At 38.7% G+C, this 18,855-nt stretch carries 24 protein-coding genes; 8 read left to right on the forward strand and 16 right to left on the reverse strand.

Going from position 1 to position 18,855, the window contains the following annotated elements:
• Positions 1-25: 25 nt before the first annotated feature.
• Genes FN960_RS15345 through FN960_RS15355 form a run of 3 tightly spaced genes read right to left on the reverse strand, consistent with a single transcriptional unit; the run spans position 26 to position 1,290 of the window.
• Entirely contained in the window at positions 26-424 is a 399-nt protein-coding gene (locus tag FN960_RS15345) for a YhfM domain-containing protein (protein ID WP_143849731.1), read from the reverse strand.
• Positions 425-979 (reverse strand): DinB family protein, encoded by a 555-nt coding sequence (locus FN960_RS15350; protein ID WP_143849732.1) that lies wholly within the window; start codon positions 977-979, stop codon positions 425-427.
• Positions 976-1,290: a hypothetical protein gene (locus FN960_RS15355; RefSeq protein WP_143849733.1), complete on the reverse strand. Its 315-nt coding sequence runs from the start codon at positions 1,288-1,290 to the stop codon at positions 976-978. The genes FN960_RS15350 and FN960_RS15355 overlap by 4 nt, the downstream gene beginning before the upstream one ends.
• A gap of 103 nt (positions 1,291-1,393) precedes the next feature.
• Between FN960_RS15355 and FN960_RS15360 the strand changes: the two genes are divergently transcribed.
• The 3 genes from FN960_RS15360 to FN960_RS15370 are packed head-to-tail and all read left to right on the forward strand — an operon-like array spanning position 1,394 to position 4,641.
• Positions 1,394-2,263 (forward strand): ATP-binding cassette domain-containing protein, encoded by an 870-nt coding sequence (locus FN960_RS15360; RefSeq protein ID WP_185971061.1) that lies wholly within the window; start codon positions 1,394-1,396, stop codon positions 2,261-2,263.
• The gene (locus FN960_RS15365) at positions 2,263-3,360 is read left to right on the forward strand and encodes a hypothetical protein (protein ID WP_143849735.1); all 1,098 of its coding nucleotides are present in this window, start codon (positions 2,263-2,265) and stop codon (positions 3,358-3,360) included. Before FN960_RS15360 ends, FN960_RS15365 begins: the two co-directional genes overlap by 1 nt.
• Positions 3,361-4,641, forward strand: a complete 1,281-nt coding sequence (locus FN960_RS15370) for an ABC-2 transporter permease family protein (RefSeq protein WP_143849736.1) — start codon at positions 3,361-3,363, stop codon at positions 4,639-4,641.
• Here the strand turns inward: FN960_RS15370 and FN960_RS15375 are convergent.
• Positions 4,632-5,633: an HD domain-containing protein gene (locus FN960_RS15375; protein ID WP_143849737.1), complete on the reverse strand. Its 1,002-nt coding sequence runs from the start codon at positions 5,631-5,633 to the stop codon at positions 4,632-4,634. The two genes, FN960_RS15370 and FN960_RS15375, sit on opposite strands and share 10 nt — an antisense overlap.
• A 373-nt stretch (positions 5,634-6,006) precedes the next feature.
• Here FN960_RS15375 and FN960_RS15380 point away from each other — a divergent pair, with 373 nt between their 5' ends.
• A complete protein-coding gene (locus FN960_RS15380; protein WP_143849738.1) occupies positions 6,007-7,464 on the forward strand; it encodes an Msr family ABC-F type ribosomal protection protein in 1,458 nt (485 codons plus the stop codon).
• 88 nt (positions 7,465-7,552) lie between these two features.
• On the opposite strand, the gene FN960_RS15385 is transcribed toward FN960_RS15380, so the two are convergent.
• The 3 genes from FN960_RS15385 to FN960_RS23030 all read right to left on the reverse strand — a co-directional run bounded on the left by FN960_RS15385 (position 7,553) and on the right by FN960_RS23030 (position 9,460).
• Complete coding sequence (locus tag FN960_RS15385) at positions 7,553-8,323, reverse strand: TSUP family transporter (protein WP_143849739.1); 771 nt, start codon at positions 8,321-8,323, stop codon at positions 7,553-7,555.
• Positions 8,324-8,356: 33 nt separating this feature from the next.
• Complete coding sequence (locus FN960_RS15390; protein WP_143849740.1) at positions 8,357-8,986, reverse strand: hypothetical protein; 630 nt, start codon at positions 8,984-8,986, stop codon at positions 8,357-8,359.
• 330 nt (positions 8,987-9,316) lie between these two features.
• Entirely contained in the window at positions 9,317-9,460 is a 144-nt protein-coding gene (locus FN960_RS23030; RefSeq protein ID WP_221936811.1) for a hypothetical protein, read from the reverse strand.
• 136 nt (positions 9,461-9,596) lie between these two features.
• Between FN960_RS23030 and FN960_RS15395 the strand changes: the two genes are divergently transcribed.
• The gene (locus FN960_RS15395) at positions 9,597-9,824 is read left to right on the forward strand and encodes a hypothetical protein (protein WP_143849741.1); all 228 of its coding nucleotides are present in this window, start codon (positions 9,597-9,599) and stop codon (positions 9,822-9,824) included.
• Between the two features lie 39 nt (positions 9,825-9,863).
• Here the strand turns inward: FN960_RS15395 and FN960_RS15400 are convergent, their stop codons facing one another.
• The 4 genes from FN960_RS15400 to FN960_RS15415 form a co-directional block, all read right to left on the reverse strand.
• Complete coding sequence (locus FN960_RS15400; protein WP_143849742.1) at positions 9,864-10,766, reverse strand: macrolide 2'-phosphotransferase; 903 nt, start codon at positions 10,764-10,766, stop codon at positions 9,864-9,866.
• Between the two features lie 125 nt (positions 10,767-10,891).
• A complete protein-coding gene (locus FN960_RS15405) occupies positions 10,892-11,326 on the reverse strand; it encodes an NUDIX hydrolase (protein ID WP_143849743.1) in 435 nt (144 codons plus the stop codon).
• Between the two features lie 70 nt (positions 11,327-11,396).
• Positions 11,397-11,969 carry a plasmid pRiA4b ORF-3 family protein gene (locus FN960_RS15410; protein ID WP_143849744.1) on the reverse strand — a complete coding sequence of 191 codons (573 nt, stop codon included), beginning with the start codon at positions 11,967-11,969 and terminating at the stop codon, positions 11,397-11,399.
• Between the two features lie 150 nt (positions 11,970-12,119).
• Positions 12,120-12,947, reverse strand: a complete 828-nt coding sequence (locus FN960_RS15415; RefSeq protein WP_143849836.1) for an oxidoreductase — start codon at positions 12,945-12,947, stop codon at positions 12,120-12,122.
• 149 nt (positions 12,948-13,096) lie between these two features.
• On the opposite strand from FN960_RS15415, the gene FN960_RS15420 reads away from it, so the two are divergent.
• The gene (locus FN960_RS15420) at positions 13,097-13,738 is read left to right on the forward strand and encodes a TetR/AcrR family transcriptional regulator (RefSeq protein WP_143849745.1); all 642 of its coding nucleotides are present in this window, start codon (positions 13,097-13,099) and stop codon (positions 13,736-13,738) included.
• A 17-nt stretch (positions 13,739-13,755) separates the two neighbouring features.
• Positions 13,756-14,202, forward strand: a complete 447-nt coding sequence (locus FN960_RS15425) for an OsmC family protein (RefSeq protein ID WP_143849746.1) — start codon at positions 13,756-13,758, stop codon at positions 14,200-14,202.
• Between the two features lie 91 nt (positions 14,203-14,293).
• On the opposite strand, the gene FN960_RS15430 is transcribed toward FN960_RS15425, so the two are convergent.
• The 3 genes from FN960_RS15430 to FN960_RS15440 form a co-directional block, all read right to left on the reverse strand.
• Entirely contained in the window at positions 14,294-14,785 is a 492-nt protein-coding gene (locus FN960_RS15430) for a hypothetical protein (RefSeq protein ID WP_143849747.1), read from the reverse strand.
• A 531-nt stretch (positions 14,786-15,316) separates the two neighbouring features.
• Entirely contained in the window at positions 15,317-15,808 is a 492-nt protein-coding gene (locus tag FN960_RS15435; protein ID WP_143849748.1) for a hypothetical protein, read from the reverse strand.
• 52 nt (positions 15,809-15,860) lie between these two features.
• Positions 15,861-16,766, reverse strand: a complete 906-nt coding sequence (locus FN960_RS15440; RefSeq protein ID WP_185971062.1) for an HNH endonuclease — start codon at positions 16,764-16,766, stop codon at positions 15,861-15,863.
• 302 nt (positions 16,767-17,068) lie between these two features.
• On the opposite strand from FN960_RS15440, the gene FN960_RS15445 reads away from it, so the two are divergent.
• A complete protein-coding gene (locus FN960_RS15445) occupies positions 17,069-17,506 on the forward strand; it encodes a PH domain-containing protein (RefSeq protein ID WP_143849750.1) in 438 nt (145 codons plus the stop codon).
• A gap of 155 nt (positions 17,507-17,661) precedes the next feature.
• Here FN960_RS15445 and FN960_RS15450 read toward each other — a convergent pair whose 3' ends face one another.
• Together FN960_RS15450 and FN960_RS15455 are read right to left on the reverse strand one after the other, a co-directional pair.
• The gene (locus FN960_RS15450) at positions 17,662-17,850 is read right to left on the reverse strand and encodes a DUF6440 family protein (RefSeq protein ID WP_143849751.1); all 189 of its coding nucleotides are present in this window, start codon (positions 17,848-17,850) and stop codon (positions 17,662-17,664) included.
• Between the two features lie 126 nt (positions 17,851-17,976).
• A complete protein-coding gene (locus FN960_RS15455; protein ID WP_143849752.1) occupies positions 17,977-18,834 on the reverse strand; it encodes a DMT family transporter in 858 nt (285 codons plus the stop codon).
• Positions 18,835-18,855: the final 21 nt, after the last annotated feature.

Consider the following 18,855-nt stretch of genomic DNA (forward strand, 5'->3'; position numbering starts at 1 on the left):
TTTTGTCTCCTGACTTCGCTCCATATTAAAAAAACTCCTTTAATATGTACGTCTCATCAACCGGGATCGAGTAATAACCTTCTGTCCCCTCTTCAACAAACATTGCCTGTGTATCCGCTTCTTCATCAATCCACAAGAACAGTACTTCATTCGATGAACCTGCGAATTCTACCCCATAATCAGGCGTTCTAATGTCTAGCAGCGCATCTACGAATTCGGCCGTTTCAAAGATCTGTACCCATTCAGTTATATCTTCACTTTCATCTATGATAAGAACCGTCTCATCTGACACCTCATCATGAGTAATAGCTTCATAGAGTCTAATATCATCTACTTCCCCCTCTACGGTAAAGGTCTCAGCACCACTGCAAGCAACAACAACGCTTAGATATACGATTGAAAATAAGACATAGCCCTTTTTCATTCACTCCGTCTCCTTATAATAGGTTTCACATAATTTAAAATGATGCTGCTCATGAATGACTAGCAGATGAATGGCTTGAATTAGGTTCGGATAATGGGCAGGTGGGTCCGGATACCGAATATGCCCCGCAATATTCTCATCAATATTTGATAGCATGCTCTTTAATTTTCTTGTTTCTACATTTAACTCTGTAATCATGTCTTTGTATGTAATCTTCTCTTGAAGCTTTGATGGAGGTTTGATAAAAGGAGGTGCTTTCATTGCTCGAGAGTGGTGCTGCTGATAATGCTCATAAATGTTTTCACTTTCCGTTTTAAAGGACTTCTGCCTATTTAGATGAGCAAGAGGCTTCGCTAGATGAAGATATCCAACATTGATTTGTCGAAATCTCTTAAGTAACAACAAAAGATGATACATCGTCTCTCCGATAGACCATTTTTCTGGGAGTGGTCTTTGCCAAACATCCTTTTCTACGACAGACGACAAAAATGTTTCTCTTTGATCTGAAAGCTGATTAAAATAAATCAGCATCATACCACTTTTCATTTCACTCATTGGGATTCAACCATTATGGAGATCACAAATAGAAATGCGCTTATGAAAAGCATAAATGAGTTTCCCGCTACTCCCAAAATAAATAGCTTTGATCTCTTTGTCAGCTTTCCAGCATAGATTGCAAATAGAATACCCGCAATTGATAGGCCTCCGTAGATTGCAATTTCAGTGTACAAACCCGCGTCGACAATTAACTGCGTATAAAATAAAAACATACTAAGAAACATTAAAGCAATTGAGGTGATACCTAATCGCTTACTTTTTACTTGCTGTTCCATACTCATCACCTTCAATAAAGATTTCTTTGCCATACCATAAAAATCCTTCTCGATTATATTAAGGAAAAAACCGATTTACTTTATAAAAATGGGTCGGTACAATGTATATATGTACTCATATAAAGCAGGTGAAGCTTTGTCTATCTTAAGTGTAAATCATTTAACAAAAATTGTGAATCATCAAATGGTACTGGATGAGGTTTCTTTTGAAATCAACGCCCCTGGCATTTGGGCTCTTGTTGCACCAAGCGGATCTGGCAAGACGACTCTACTTCGTACGATCTGTCATCTTCAAGCTGCTGACTCTGGGACTGTAGAATTAGTAGGCAAATCAAACCAGGATCGCAGTGTTTATAAAGAGGTGGTTTATCTACAAAATCCATCGATCCTACACGATGATCTTACTGGCTATGACCATTTAAAATATATTTGTACAGCCCATAACATTCACAAATCTAGAATAAATGAGGTGGTGAAGGATGTTGGCATCCAAGGCACCTTCAAAAAAAAGATTAGACACCACACATTTAGCTCTAAGCAGCTATTACTGTTGGCGATGGCTCTAATTTCGAAATCAAAACTGTTACTTTTAGACGAGCCGTTTACTGGACTTGATTCATCAAGTATTAGCGCTGTCCAACGTATCTTTCATCAGCTAAAAGAGAATGGGAGTTCTATTCTCTTCACCTCTCCCGACCTAACATCCATTCATCAGATCACTCCTCACATTTATTTTCTGAAGAATGGCAAGCTAACCGAAATAAACAGTAAACACTATGAATCTACATATTATCGATTGCACGTATCTTCACCTACTACAGTGAAGCAAATCCTTGAAGATGAAAATTATTTAGTAGAAGAAGACGGTGAATGTCTACTCGTCTATCTTGAGCATAAACCATTGCATAGATTAATGGAGCTATTAATGTCTCACCAGATAAACATTATTGATGTACAAAAAGAGAGTCATAACCTAGAACAACAATACAAGGAGCACTTTGAATAATGGGTGGCGCGATTAGTCTTTTCTTATTAGAGTTCAAAAAAATGATTCGTTCTAAAACATTTACATATCTTCTAATCCTTACCCTGATCTTAGTTTGTGCCCTTTTTGCTCGAAACAGTATGCAGCAGCATACCATTCCATCAAATAAAATTCATGAATTTTATGAGCTATACAGCGAGGTTATAGAACAAAACGAGCTTAATGAAGCTGCTTTGCTTGAAGACGACTCTAATTCAAGTGGAAGGAATTATCAAGGCTATCATTTCCCAGGCATTCGTTTAATTAGAACTCTTAGTTACTATATTCAAGCAGTGGACCATCTCGACTATCAAGAATCTCTCCTTTCGGAAAATGATATTTATAGCGCCGCCATTGAATATCTAGACTATGATGGCCAACTCAATGTTAAACACGAGGATTTGTTGAATGAATTAGTGATGAATCTTGAGCTTAATCGACTAAATCTGGTAAAGGAGCTACCTAACCAGTCCGTTCAGCCAGCATTATTTACTCTTAGTGTCACCACACTACTCAGTAAGTATGGACTATTGATTGTACTGCTTTTTTCTATTGCGTACACCGTGAACAAGAAAAAACGAAACAACGGTGTGAGTATCCTTTCAACTTTGCCTATTTCTTTCAGGCGCCTTACCACCGTGCAAATGCTATCCTTTTTTTCTGTTGGTATGATGTTAGTTATTGTTATTTGGGGGATCGCAATTGGTTTGCCATTTCTTTTTGTCACACAGGATACAAGTAGCTTCTCCTATCCCCTACTCACACCTGAACATGATTTTATAAATATTGGATCATATCTACCATTTGTTGCTATGTTTCAGATTACGGTAATTGTATTTACCAGTAGTTTATACACTTTAACAGCAAACATAACCACAAAAAAAGCATGGGCGCTTATTATAAGTTTGTTTTTAAGCTTTATATTACTAATGGTGTATGAGTACTTACCACCTTTGCTTCCTAATCAATCTTTTATGGCGACTCCTCATTCATACATGTACGGCTCTGTGATCCTACTAGTCTTATCAGCTATATTTATCTATTTCTTAACGTCTGATCAACAAAGGCGGGATCAATAAATGGTACATAGCTTTTTATTTGAATGGAAAAAACGATGGAAAAATAAACGACTTGTCCTAATCTTTCTAAGTGCCATATTGTCTTCTGTTGGACTATATATTCTCCATTACACAGTCGCATCAAGTGTAGAACAAGCAAACCTCACCAAAATTGAGACTGATATTATTCAATACGGAAACTATCTTCAAGAACTTCAGCTACAGCATGAAGATGCTATAAAGTTTTCGGATGAGGAAGTCCAAGATAGTATTCATGATTCTATAGAATTATTTGAACAGAATCTGAAGGGGACAAAAGCTGAACTTACTAACAAACAGAACGGCAACTGGCAATCCATTTATGAAAATGAAATAACTATGTTAACAAATGTACTAACAAATGGTGATGAGTTGGGTTTTATGATTGCAGAGCTGGAGCTGTCTCGGTTCTCCTATCGCACAACGCTAAATGAATTAGTTTGGATGGAGGAGCACAACTTAGAGCCCTTTATCCAGCAAACTAGGCATTTCCGTCTTCTTCCGAATGTATACGAAAACTTCGAAGGAACAGCCGAGCATCAGTGGAAGAACCTGACTACGAGGTACAGTAAAAACGGCCTCTCTTATTTATATTTGATCAGTCAGAGCTTCCTCCTGCCTATGCTACTTGCTTTTGGTTGTGTGCTTTTTGGACAGGTTTTTTCACGTAAACACAAGAATGAGGGTTTTGATCTATCTGCTACACTTCCGATTACTACAATGAAGCTTTACACAGGGAAACTTGTTGCAGGAGTTACTGGCGTTGTGCTCTTTACATTAAGTATGATTCTTGCCCCTCTTATTTTTAGCTTATTGTTAGCTGACCTTGGGAGCTTACACTATCCAGTCCTTATGTATGAGCTCAACGATCTTGGGCACGGTATTTTTGATCCAAAGAGAGATCCTTATCACTTTATTTCGCTTCGGGATTATTTTGAACAGTACCTCACCCTAGCAGCAGCGTTAACTTTATTTCTATTTTCGCTTTATAGCTTGTTTGCCATCATGATTCGCCACATCGGATTGCGCATCATTGTCTTTTTGGCAATAATCTTAACAGCACACTTAGCAAGCTTTGGACCCTACAATCCGTTCAGCTATTTTGACCTGTATCAAATTGTAAACGGGCAATTGGCATTGGATTCTTATGATGGTAGGTTTCAAGTTAGCACAGGAGTTGGTGTACTCCTTCTTTCTTCTATTCTATTTTTTGCATTAAGTTTTGTTGGATTTAAGTGGAGAGCAAAACCCGGTTACTCGTGAACCGGGTTTTTTTGCGTTGACGGAGCTAGAACTTTTATTGACATGCCTTCTAATGCTCTTTGCTGAGCTTTAGCATTCATCTGTTCCACTCGAGTTGATCGTTCTGATGCTCGACTGATGCATTCACCTTCTATTACCATCGGGTCAATCAGTCGAACCTTTGTTTTCAGATGAATGGTTGCTTCGTTTTTGTTTTCTTCTATATAAATAGGAGGCGTTAATTCGGAGAGATATTTGCTGATTTGTGGATCAGAAAGAGCACGAAGCTTTTGCAAAACTTGCTCATCCTCCATTAATAAATCTGGTGGAGTGAGATAGCCTTCTGCTAAAGCATAGGTTAAAAGCTTGGACAGCCTATCATATCCGTACACATTTAACGGATCCATAAAAAAATCAATTACTTCTTTATAATATGTTTCGGAAAACCATTCAGCTGCTCCTAAATGATTGAGATGCAATGTCCCTTCATGGAGAACAAGATGCCCAAGAAAATATTCAACCTCATCAAGTGTAATCTGACCATATCGATACATATCTCGTAACGTAGAATCAATTCGATCCGCACAAAGATCCGGGGCAGGCTGTTCTAAAATCGACCAGTTGGCATCATCAAAGAGCTTTACTAGACTGATTGAATTCGCTGAGAGGATCGCTGGTATCTCGGACTCAGTAACCACTCGTTTGAAAATCTCCTCATGATAGGATTGCTCTTCATTCTTAAAGACCAAATCTACAACATGAGAGAAGGCTGTGTGCGACACGTCATGTAAAAGGCCAGCCACTTGCTCCTCTAAGCTCCCACCCATTTTACGAATAAGAAGCATCACACCAATAGAGTGATCGTAACGCGTTTCATTCCATTTCTCATTCACTAAATAACTTGCCCCACCCTGATGAATGCCTTTCAGCCTTTGGATGGGATTACTTTCGATTAATTTGACTAAGATGGGTTCTAGCTCAAAGGTTCCGTATAGGTCGTCTGTTATCCTCATCGTCTACATCACCACATTTTCCATTTTTTCTCTTCTATTGATCTTTTCATAGTTTCCTTGTATAGTCAACGTAACAAATCATAGGAGGGTTGTTAAAAATGATGCCATCAAGAAGACTTTGGATCCGTGCTTTGAACAAGTAATTTCATATGTTCAAAGGCTCTGTACATCATGACAGAGTAAACGGGAGAAGTCTGTCCATTTTTAATAGCCTCACGGGAAAGACAACATACGTGGATACGTCCGCTTATTTTTTATACTGTTTACTCTATAACACAGACGCCGGTCTGTGTTTTTTTGATGGGGCAGTCTTTTTGAATGTATGAGCTGAGAGAAGCTGTAACATAAGAAAAGATTGTAGGAGGAAACAAGCATGGAAACATTAACAATTGAGTTAACGGATATAGAGGTTTCGTTTTTAGATCGAACGATTTTAAAAATCCCAACATTGTCTGTCTATCAGTTTGATCGAATTGGAATCGTCGGGAAAAATGGGCAAGGAAAAAGCACATTGCTGAAGGTGATAAATGGAGATATTCAGCCGAGCAAGGGACAGGTGAAGCGATTCTCTGAGATGGGGTATTTTAAACAGACTACTAGTCCCAAACCTCAGTCAGTTGATCCAACCTTACTTTCAAAGTTACATGTATCAGATAACCTGGAAAGACTAAGTGGTGGAGAACAGACAAGACTTAAGCTGGCACAGCTTTTCTCAACTTATTATGAGGCTTTGCTAATTGATGAGCCAACCTCTCATTTAGACACAAGAGGCATTGATTTTTTGATTGAAGAGCTGCGATATTATTATGGCTCTCTCCTCCTTGTCAGTCACGACCGATATTTATTAGATCAGCTCGTGACAAAAATATGGGAGATCTCAGATGGTAAAATTACCGAATATGTAGGAAATTATTCGGATTACGATGCGCAAAAGAAACTTGAGGCCAAACAGCATCAAGAACAATATGAAAGCTATCAAAATAATAAAAGCAGACTTCAACGTGCAGCCGAGGAAAAAATGAAAAAAGCAGAAAAAATCACTCAGGCCAATCAATCAATGTCTAAAAAAGAAATGAACACACCTGGTAACAGAATGTTTATGACTAAGTCCAAGGGTACTACTCAGAAATCTATGCAACGTGCAGCAAAAGCGATCGAAAAAAGAGTGGACCAGTTAGAAGAAGTGGAAGCGCCTGAAGAAAAAAAGGTTCTGAGGTTTCATCAATCAAAGGCACTCCAGATGCACAATAAGTTCCCAATCATGGCAAACCAACTAACTTTAAGCATAGGCGATCAACTGTTACTTGATCGTGTCAGCTTCCAATTCCCACTAGGAAAAACCATCGCCATTACAGGGGCAAACGGAAGCGGAAAAAGTACACTACTCAGACATATTCATGAAGATAGAGAAGGCATAACTCTTTCACCCAAAATTGCATTCGGTCAGTATCAGCAAATGGCCTACCAATTTGTAAAGGCCGAATCAGTCTTTAATTATGTCCAAAGCAGAACCGAGGAAAACGAAGGCAAAATTCGTGCGGTCCTACACGCCATGAATTTTGAAGGGAATGATTTAAAGAAAAATATACAGGATTTAAGTGGTGGAGAAGCCATCCGCCTGACCCTGTGCGAGCTCTTTTTAGGAAACTACAATGTGTTGATTCTAGATGAGCCCACAAATTTCCTTGATGTTGACACGATGAAAGCACTCGCAATATTTATCCATGCCTATCAAGGCACGATTATCCTTGTTTCGCATGACAAACGGTTTGTTGAGGAAGTGGCAGATACAGTTTATGAGATTAAGGACTTGAAGCTTTTGCAGGTTTAAAGAGAATATATAGAAGGAACGTGTACGAGTCACGTTCCTTTTTTTTGATGAGGTGGGGTGATTTTTTAACTGCTAAGAGTAAGGCTCCCTAATATAATTCTATGACATAGTCATAAATGGTTTTTATAATTAATGTAGATGTAACTACGATAAAAAGGATTCGAACGAAACCACTTCCTCGTTTAATAGCAAAGCGTGAGCCAACAACGGAGCCAGCAATCCCTGATAGCCCCATAATGAGACCAATCGTATAATCCACTTGCCCTAATATCATAAATAGTATCAACGCTGAGACATTACTACCAAAGTTTAAGAGTTTGGCATTACCAGCCGCATGCAAAAAATCGTATCCAACAAAAAGGAAAGCAAACATAAGAAAAGATCCCGTCCCTGGCCCTAAAAACCCATCATAAAAACCAATGAATGTTAGTACCAAAGCAAAAAGTAGCCATCTCTTTTTTGTTAATCCTTTAAATGTGGAGATGCTCCCCCAATCTTTTTTGATCACGGTATAAATCGCAACAGCAATTAACATCACGAGCATAATAGGCTTAAATAAAGCGGGATCAATGACATACACCGTCCAAGCGCCTAGCAGTGAGCCTATGAGAGAAAGTGGAAAGAACTTTAGGATGGATTTAAATTCTAAATGACCAGACCGATAGAAGATCATCGTACTTGTAAGAGACCCCATCGTTCCAGCTAATTTATTGGTGGCGACGGCTGCAGTAGGATTAAGACCAGCAAAAAGCAAAGCAGGAATCGTAATTAACCCTCCTCCTCCAACAACTGCGTCTATAAACGCAGCTAGAAAACCAATTAATATGATAAGCAAAATAACTTCTATATCTACGTTCATTCATGTCTCCTATCCAAGGTTAGCTTTTTATCCCTAAACCTGCGTCAATCTTGCTTCATACTCCTCTTCAAAACACATCTGCCAAAAGCCTGCTTGATCCTTCTGACAGTATGCCTTTCGTACTTCTGTTATGGAACCCTTGGAAAAAGTGTACGCAGCTACACACTCGATATGGAAGAGTGGGTCTACGTAACGATAGACCATGAGGACGTGAGATTGCTGGACGCCATTTCGCTGTTTAACCAATTGATTTAACTCTTCCACTCTAGCTTCTGATGTTACATATTGAATGCCAATCACATGCGTTGGGTGGTAGCCTTCTGCAGATTCTACGAATAACTTTTCAACAGTGTCGAGATCTTTTTTAGGATTTGATTCTCTTTCCAAATGTAAAGCCAGTTCAATATAGTTCTCTTGATCCTTTCGTGCATCCCACTTCCACCAGGACATATCCATTCTTCTCGAACTCTCGGTTTCTCCATTTACGCGGGCATCCTCTATGTATGAAATAAAACCCAACATGTCACCCAACCGGCAAAAATATTCAATCTCTCGAAGTGTAAACATTGAAACATGATGGTTAGCTTCCAAGTTTAAACTACGATAGTTACGGACATACCCTTCGAATACATTCATTAGGGGCAGACGAGGATTTGTTTTCATTAACGCAACTCCTTATTTTACGCATTTGCTTATTATTACTTTTTTATAGAGTCCATGAATGTGTGAAGATTGCATTGATGTAAAGAGATAGAGGAGGAACCATGTTTTGTTTCTTCGACTGCCACTCCCGAAAATGGGGGCACGCTTGGGAAGGTAATGAGCTGATTCGACTCCGTCGCTTTATCTCATTGAACCTTTTAATCCCGCAGGTGTCAGCCCTCCATTTTCGTCCGCTTGTTCAGAAAGTTATTTAAACCTTCTAAGTATTTTCCTACTTTCTAGATACATGACACAGCTATGCTTTTTAAACACACTTTTATCTTCTTAATTTTATAAAATCAATACAAAAACCGCATATACAATAGCACTACATACCAGGATAAATCCTCCTACCATTACAAATCCATAAACAAATCCCTTCGCCATTGCAAATAGGTCAAGCACCATTTCCCGGATTGAGTTAAGTATGAACATATTATCCCGCCTCTCTTTTGCTATAAGTGTTGTGCTTTTATTTTACCTCAAATCCATCATTTGGATAAGAATTAAATACGTTTGATCTAATCTTTTTTAGGTAAAACAATCCGTATTAAAAAAAGGAGGATTGATTATGCACACTCTTTTGCATATAGTTCTACCCATATTAGGTTCGGCGCTGTTCTTCTTGGCCATTATTACTCAATCTGTACCTATTCTTATTTTGTTTTTGTGCCTGGCTATTCCTTTAATTACTCGTCATTTCTATATAAGAATTCGGCAGGGGCAAAAAGTGTTTGCCTTATTGATTGTGGTCATTGTGATCCTAACAATCTATGTTAGCTACCCTTTTTTCACATAAAAAAGAGACTGTCTCAGGTCACGACAGTCTTCCCGACTTCTATTCCACCTGTAAACCCTGCCTTGCCATTTGCAAATACTCATCGCTTCCCGAAATGATGGCAAACTCAGCAATTGCGACGGGATAGGCAGCCTCAAGCTCTACAATATGTTCTTTCATTTTTGGCCAGACATATCCTCCTGCCTCTTCATATGCCCGGATCAATAACTCTAATCCCGTTTCTCCAAATACTTTATAGTGGGCAACGAAGTCACTTGAGACATCTGTTACCTGAGCCTCCGTCCAATCGATTAAACCCGTTACACTGCAAGAATCATCAATTAAAATATGTCCAGGGTGCACATCGCCATGGATCAAACCTGTTTGTTTTGGCCACATCTCATCATTCTCTACCCATAGCTGCCAGCGCTCCCATAATGCATCTCCCACACCTAGTTTATTTTTCACAGCGTTCATTCGATCCTTCATTGATTGTCTTGCCTCTTCTGCAGAGTGAACTGTCAGGCCTGCCATTTTTACTTTCTGTGCTGATACTGAGTGCAGAGCAACTAATACTTGAGCTAGGGTTTCATGATATTGCTGCGGGATCTCTTTTGGCTCAACCTGCCAGACATAATTCATAATCTCGTGATCAATGGTGCCAAGCGGAACACCATCCAATTTCTTATAAGCAATAAGTGTATCGGAATAAACCTCCCATTTAGGTGCTTGGAATGAAGTTACCTCTTGATTTACCACATCTAATGCTAGCTTTTCCGGCTTCGTTCTAGGAACCACATCCTCACGCCTTGGGATGCGCAGGACCCAATCGTGACCACCCACATCCGTAGCAAACACTGCTTGAAAATCTAATCCGGATTCATTCATGCTTAGGGTTCCTTCTTTTAGCTGCAAATTGTGTTTTGCAGCAAGTTGTAATGCTTCTTGTTTTGATAAACTCATTTTCTTATACCACCTTGTGATCATTCGTTTAGGACTTCACGCGTCATTATGGAGGTTTCGCGTATTTTGAACATCTCCTTTATGTTAACGGGCATTCAACCTTCAATTACAGCAGGAACGTACCCTTATATTCTTCCTCTATCCCTAATCATATCCACTCGCTGCACACTTTCCTTTAGCCAAGGACGCGTATCTGGATGCTCTACAATCTCATTTATTGTCATCCAATACACACTATCAACCTCGTCCTCACTTTTTACATATGCCTCTCCTTTTTGATGCTCACATAAAAAGACAACCATCACTACAGATACCCCTTGATCTGAGACAAATGTAGAGCTATGAACATATACCATTTCTTCTTTGACTTCAATTCCTACTTCTTCCTGAATCTCACGCCTAAGCGTTTCCTCTAGCACATCATAGGAAGCACCCGTCTCATCTACCTTGCCACCCACTAAAGCAAGTTCGCCGGCTGCGTGCTCTTCTTTCGCACTGCGTTTGATGATGAGAATTTTTTCATCTTTTTTAACCGCACCCTCTACTACCACGATATGCATAGATCATCCATCCCCCATCACTGTGAAAGTCAATAAGCACCTGCATCTTTCCATGCAGGTGCTCAGCTTTCTAGCACTTTATTCTATTGAGCCTCCGATTAATTTCATTTTTGTAAAAGTAATCAGGGTCAAACTTCCTTCCACCTGTATCCTTTTCAGCCCAGGTCAACATGAAATCATAATCCTCATGAGTTGGATCACTGATGGTTTTCAGAAATTCCTCATATCCAGGAACCCCACCAACATCCTCTGGAGGACGGTTTCTGTCTCCATCGATACAAATCGGAGTATGTTTTTCTTCATCAACAATTACGACTTTCTCCACTTCTATTTTATGCTCCCATGAATCACCTAAATCATATTCATAGTAAAAATGATCATACTCTTCAAACACAGTATCAATTTTTGTACGTTTTGGATGCTTGTCTCCCTCCTTTAATGGAACCTCCAAACTAGGTTCTATAATTAAAAATTCAGGAAACTTAAATACATACTGATGATAATCCTGCCAATCAAACGCCGCTTGAATGACCTTATGGAATTTATGAAACGTAATATTACTAGGAACTAACACTCTTCTCCAAATTGGTGGTTTAATATCACTCATTGTCATTTTCACTTGATAATAATCTCTTTCACTCATAGTTAACACCTCTCAAAAATTAGCATAACACACCCTTCGACAAAATTGGTCCCATCCCTTCTCCAAATTCATTCTTAGCCCTGCCCCCGATTTCGTTTTATATCATTTTGATCTTCAATAAATGACAAAACAGTGCGACCATCTAAATCATCATTGTGCAGAATTTATCTTAAACATTCGATAAATCATTCGGTCAAACATACGATCCGTCAATATTCTGCGTAACAATAGAACGGGTTTTGCATTACCAGCCACATATCTAGTTTTTGTTTGTTTATCACGAACAGCCTTTAACACTAATTGCGCAATTTGATCAGGAGAATAAAGCCCACCCATGCCACCTAACGTTTTTATTAGCGAATCAGCCATTTTACTGTAGACTGTATTACCGGACGTTTTTCTAACATGATCATAGACTACATCAGACCACTCACTTTCAGTTGCACCTGGTTGAATCACCACAACATCAATACCAAATGGCTTAACTTCTACTCGGAGACAATCCGAATATCCTTCTAGCGCATGTTTGGTCGCATGATACCACGCACCAAGCAAGGTATAAATTTTCCCGCCTGCTGATGACGTATTGATAATCTTCCCTGATTTTTGGTTTCTCATATAAGGAAGAACTAATTGAGTCAAACGACTTAAGCCAAAAAGATTTACTTCAAATTGATGTCGTGCCTCCTCCATCGGTACATCCTCCACGGCACCATAGGCTCCATATCCAGCATTGTTAAACAAGACATCAATTCTCCCTTGTTCCTTAATAATACGAGCAACTCCATCACTCATAGAATGTTCGTCTGTTAGATCCATGCCTAATATATGTGCGCCTTGTGATTTAATATCCTTCATTTGCTCTACACGTCTGGCTGCTCCATAAACAATATACCCTTCTTTTAGCAATAGCCTTACTGTCGCTTTGCCAATACCGGCAGATGCTCCTGTCACTAATACAACTTTCTTCCCATCCATCATTCATTTCATCCCCTTCAAATAGTAATATAAATTTACGCCCAATATAAGTGACGCGACGTCACGTTACTTATATTTTATTATAGACTGACTTTTATGGTAACGCAATATAGATGTGCTATAATTTTTTTAGAAGGGAGACCTGATGAATGGAATTTGAACGGGTAAGAACGGAAGAACAACGAAAAATTAGAATACAACAAATAAAAGATGCAGCGATTAAGCTCTTTGATACGTTACAATTTCATGAAATTGAACTTGCTAAGATTGCCAAAGAAACGACTTTCACACGTGGCAATCTTTATAAATATATTTCTTCAAAAGAAGAGATCTATCTTTTGGTAGCTATGGATGAGCTAACTGAATGGATCAGTGACGTTAAGGAAACATTCACTACAAAAATGGATGATATCGAGAGTTTCTCACAACAGTGGGCAGAGGTCGCTTATCGACATAAGCGATTTTTAAAGCTTATATCCATGCTCTTCACAATGATTGAACGGAATGTCTCTCTTGAGAGACTTATTGATTTTAAACAAAACTACCGTGTCGCAATGGCTGAGTTACACGACTCACTTAAGCTTGTTTTTCCTGAATGGAAGGATGAGACGATTATTAGATTTTTTGAGCTACAATCAAATTATGTCATCGGTTTATTCCCTTATACCTCCCCTACGCCTATTCAAAAAGAAGCGATGGAGAAATCTGGACTGAACTATAAAGACCTTGATTTTGTAAAAGATTTTGCAGAATTTATTGCTTATACGATAAGATATTTAGATAGCAAGTAAGTAAGGAGGTTCTCGAAATGGCAGAACACAGCTTTCATCTTAAAGCTAATTGGCCGGGCTTACGCAATGATGTAGGTACAATTGAAGCAGGTAACCTTGTGACAAAGGTCTCCATCCCGCCGGAAATGGATGGACCTGGTGTAGGTACGAATCCAGACGAAATGCTGCTAGGAGCTGCAGCTACCTGCTATATCATTACGCTAGCCGCAATGATGGAACGCAGCAAGCTTGATAAAGCAGATCTCACCATGACCTCAGAAGGAATTGTGGATGTGACCAAAGGTATTATTACGTATAAAAAGATCATCCACCGGCCTGAAATCGTGCTGAATCAAGGAGCATCTGAAAAGGATGAAGAGCTAGCCTATAAGCTTGCAGAAAAAGCGGAGAGGTCATGTATGATCAGTCGGGCGATCCAAGGGAATGTGGAGGTAGAGCTTGAGGTGCATGTTGAAGTTGAATGAATAGTTAATATGAAAAATCACCAGGAAAGGTGGGTTTTTAATTTTAAAAGAAAAAGGCCGCACTAACTAGGATATAGAGCCTAATTTATAATCAGTCATAGCCCCCACTAGCCTCAGGTAACTCTTGATACTCCTGTCTAACATGTATAATATCATCCTCTATTTCATTCATGACACGTTTCCACTGATTTAATTTCTTTGCACTGCAGGACGTCTTCCACTCTAAATTGGTTTCTTCCCCATCCGCGATCATTGTTAAATGATAAGATTCATGAGGCTCGTAGCAGGGGGTACCTGTTTCTGTTGGCAATGCCCATAAGTCCACACTTCGGAGTTTTCCGTAAATAAACATGCGTTCCTCCTCACTCAGTACCATTTCCGTTGTATCCGTGCCATCAGCGATTAAATCTTTTGTAAATGTGTTTTCAAACGTATTTAGTTCATTGGACATCGAGTACCCGTATTGTAACGAGAACTCAAAATCGTCTGGCATTTCTTCGGGTAATGGGCTTGTACAGCTATTGAATGGGTTACAAGCGGATAAAATGACCACAGTACTTACAGATATGAGAAGTTTCCTCACGAGTTAGCTCCTTCCTAGCAACATGTTAAATTAACTTACTATTATTCATCCTATTTATTTATAATAATATTTAACCCCATGCACGAACGGAGTATTTCAGTGTGAAAATTCAACCGAATAAGATCTTTTATATGGAATAATCCTGATACCGATGGGCGTTTTTTGCACTATGTTTGCTGTATTGTTCCCATTTATCTTTGATGCTGACATAGAATACTCTTTCTCATTCTACATCTATGCTTGTAAATCCTTTAAATGGTAAAGTAAATGAACAATTTTTAAAGCTTAAATATAATTAACTTATAAATTGACGACCAGATAAGGGAAGTTAAAAGAGACCAAACAGTGTTTGCCCACTGTTTGGTCATTAATAGAAAAGGTCTCACGAGGGGATCAGCTATTAATTCACACAAGCCGGAGCTCAAGGGTGGTTTATTTCTTATTATTAAACACGACAATTAAGACAATGACTGAAGTTAAGGAAATGATGTTCATTAGCCAAGCTTGCTCAGTTTAGATGATACCTGCCCATTACAAATATCCTCCGCTAGCCTCTGGCAGCTCTTGATATTCCGACCGTTTATAAATAATCTCTTTGTGAATATCCTTCATTACCTCTTCCCACTTATTAAGCTTTTCTGTGTCACAAGACGTGTCCCATTCAAACGTGAGCTCTTCACCATCTGCCGTCATCATTAAATCATACCTTTCAAATGGCACCACGCAGGTTGACCCCATTTGTGTTGGCAAAGCTAACAAATCTACACTTCTAAGCTTTTCATAGATAAACAATCGTTCATCTTCAGTCAATGGCATTTCCGTTGAGGCCGTTCCATCAGAAATTAAATCTTTTGTATAGGTATTTTCATACGTATTTAGCTCGTTGGCCATAGTGACGCCGTATTTTAGAGAGATATTGAAGTCATCCGGCATCTTTTTTGGTAATGGACTAGTGTAATCTGCTGATGGGCTACAAGCTGACAGGATAGCCAAAGCGCCTAATGACAAAAGGAAATATTTCAAGTCTTCACTCCTCATTATGTGTTAAATAACTCCCCGACTTAATACAATGTGATTATCTATTCTCCGTACCTCCGCCCCATATTTCTCTTCCACCTGTGTGTCCTGTATTTATGTGATCCTCGGTATTAACTAATTGCATCTTTCCAGGATCTTCACTGTGGTGCCAACTGTACCCACTCGGTGTATCACCATTTTGTAAAATAGAAATGTCAGTTGACGTTAATCTCAATTCATCAGCTAATTTTGGATCTTCAGCAATCGCTGTAGCTAGATCGTTGTTAGCATAAGCAAAATGTACACGATCTGATTGAAGGTACTGATCTTCCGGCAACTGAACGTCATGAAAGGAATTGAATGCTGGAAATGCAGCTGAATGTTCAGTTCCATCTGTTAATATGAATTCTTTTTCCACAAAAGGTACTCCTGTAACTGGGTGAGCTTCTCCACCCAAGTTACCGTTTCTCACAATTAATCCTTCTTCAGCTTCAGCATCTGCTACATTACTATCTATAAGTACGTCAAGCACTCCTATCGCTAATAAAGAGACGCTTGCGACTTTACCAACATTCTTTATTCCCTGAATGGCTTTTTGCTTATCACCCTCAGTAAAGCCATCATAAACTGCCTTCCCATTTTGAGCAGTATACTTAACCGTATTACCAATACCATTAATAGTCTTCCCTGCAGAATCCTTTAATTGATGTATTCCTGCCTCTTGATGATAGGCATCTTTTTTTATGGCACCATATGTAGTTTGAATCGTTCCATCCAAAAGTTGACCAGTATTTGTAAAAGCAAAATCAGAAGCACTTCGTATACCCTTTCCCACTTCGTTAATCCATTCACCTGTTGCCTCATGTTTTGTAGAGACTACTTTTCCTACCAATTGTGCAGTTCCTCCAACGGTAAGACCTGCTACCTGACCAATTACTTTTCCTGTACCTCTAAAAATCCCCATAACTACTCCCCTACTTATCATATTCAATTTTTACTATTATTATAGATCAAAAGACTCTTAATTTATATATTATTTTCCTTTTATACAAATTAAATAACCAGACACTTGTGATTTATCCGGTTATCCTTAGTATTTGACCATTAACACATTCGAAGAGCATCTAAAAAAAATGGAGGGTTAGGCTATAAGCTAATAGCTCATGGGTCAGCTCCTCCCTCACAGAGCGGAAAATTAACTTACTACTATTCATCCAATTTATTTATAATGGTATATAAACCAATACACGAACGGGGTGGTTCAGTGTGAAATTCCAACCGAAAAAAGATCTTCTATATGGAGTGATCTTAATACCAATAGGCGTTTTTTGTATTACATTTGGGGTGTTATTCCCATTTACCTTTGATGCTGACATTGTCTCCATCATAGTTATCACTGTTCTTTTTTTACCACTTGGGGTGTATTCGCTTTGGTGTTGGTTTGGTACCTCTTATTTGATTTACGATGATACATTCATTATTAAACAAGGACCATTTAGAAGAACAATCAGCATTGATACAATTGAAAAGATTGAACGAAACACCAATCCTCTAGTAGCAAGTACTGCCCTTTCGTTAGAAAGCTACATATTGCAGTACAAACCCTATAAGCATTGCATCATTTCTCCAGAGAACATTGATATATTTGTTGTTGAGCTACAAAGAAAAAGGGAACGTACTCCTATCAACTTTATTCGTGATTAATGTTAAAAGTGGTCAAGAATTTAGTAGTCTACTTCTTCATTCTCTATCCATGTGACCAACTCCTCTACTAGCATTTCTAACGACAAAAAAAGCTTCTCAGTACTTTTGGAAGAACTGGAAGCTTAGCGTAAAACAAGTATCCACAGAAATCGTTTTTATTCCTGCACTTTTTCAATCACCACTTCACCATTTTCATCAAGTAAAGGTGTGAGACCATTTCCTTGCGCAGACCACGTGTGAAGGTAGTGAACACCCGTTTGAAGATCAACCAATATGATGATCGTTCCATATTGATAACTGTGTGTCTCTTTCTCGATAAAACGTTTTTCTTTTTTCTTGATCATAACAATCTCCTCCTTCTTTAGATACTTTTCATTATCGCTGATATATAAGCAGTTTTCAGCTTACATCGCATGAAAGGAGGAAGAATTGTACTTAACGGTGGAGAAAAAGCATTAAACGGAGCAACTTTAATAAAGCTTCTTAGGCTTAATTGTAATTAACACAATCGAACCTAATATTAAGATCGCTCCTGCCACATTAGATACCGTAAATTCAATCGGAAAGAACCAATAAGAATAAAGAGCCACCACAATCGGCCCAACCGCCCTGATTAGATTCGCTAGAGAAAAGTCGATGAGCTTAATTGACTCATAGAACAAAATCAAACCAAGAAATCCACTGAAAAAAGCGCCTAATAAAATAAATATGATACCCTCAGCTTGAAACGTCATAGATCCTAAATCACCTGTAATTATCATAAATCCAGCAATTAAAACGACAGAAATCAAATTATTATAAAATAAAATTGTATTAGAGCTAATGCCTTCCACTGTCTTCTTGACCAGCGTATTTGTTAAAGCAAAAAATAAGGTGTACATTAAAGCAGCCGCAATGCCAATATAACTATCAGCCGTCGCCCCTTTTTCAACAAATAAAAACGTACCCACAATCGCGAGGCCAATCAATACAAGATCAATCCGCTTCAGCTTTTCCTTCAAGACAAACACCGCAAGCATAATCGCAAAGATCGTATAAAACCGCCCAACAAAACCAACCGTAATCGGACTCAACAAATCCAAACTAACAAACAAGCAAATCAAACCAATCGAGTTCGTTAGCCCAATCAACCAAAGCATCTTACTCTTCACCACTCTGATTCGCTCTTTAATCACTAACGAATACAAGTAGCAAAAAAGCCCCGCAAACACGCTATTCAACAACGCAGCAAACACAGGACTATAATAATCAAGCGAAAACTTATTCAGTAGTGGTGTGAGTGACATGATGAGGATCGAAAAAACACTGAGGATCAGACCTTTTTTCATGAAGCGCCCCCTTGATATGTA

It is taken from the genome of Alkalicoccobacillus porphyridii (assembly GCF_007293315.1).
GTDB lineage: Bacteria > Bacillota > Bacilli > Bacillales > Bacillaceae_D > Alkalicoccobacillus > Alkalicoccobacillus porphyridii.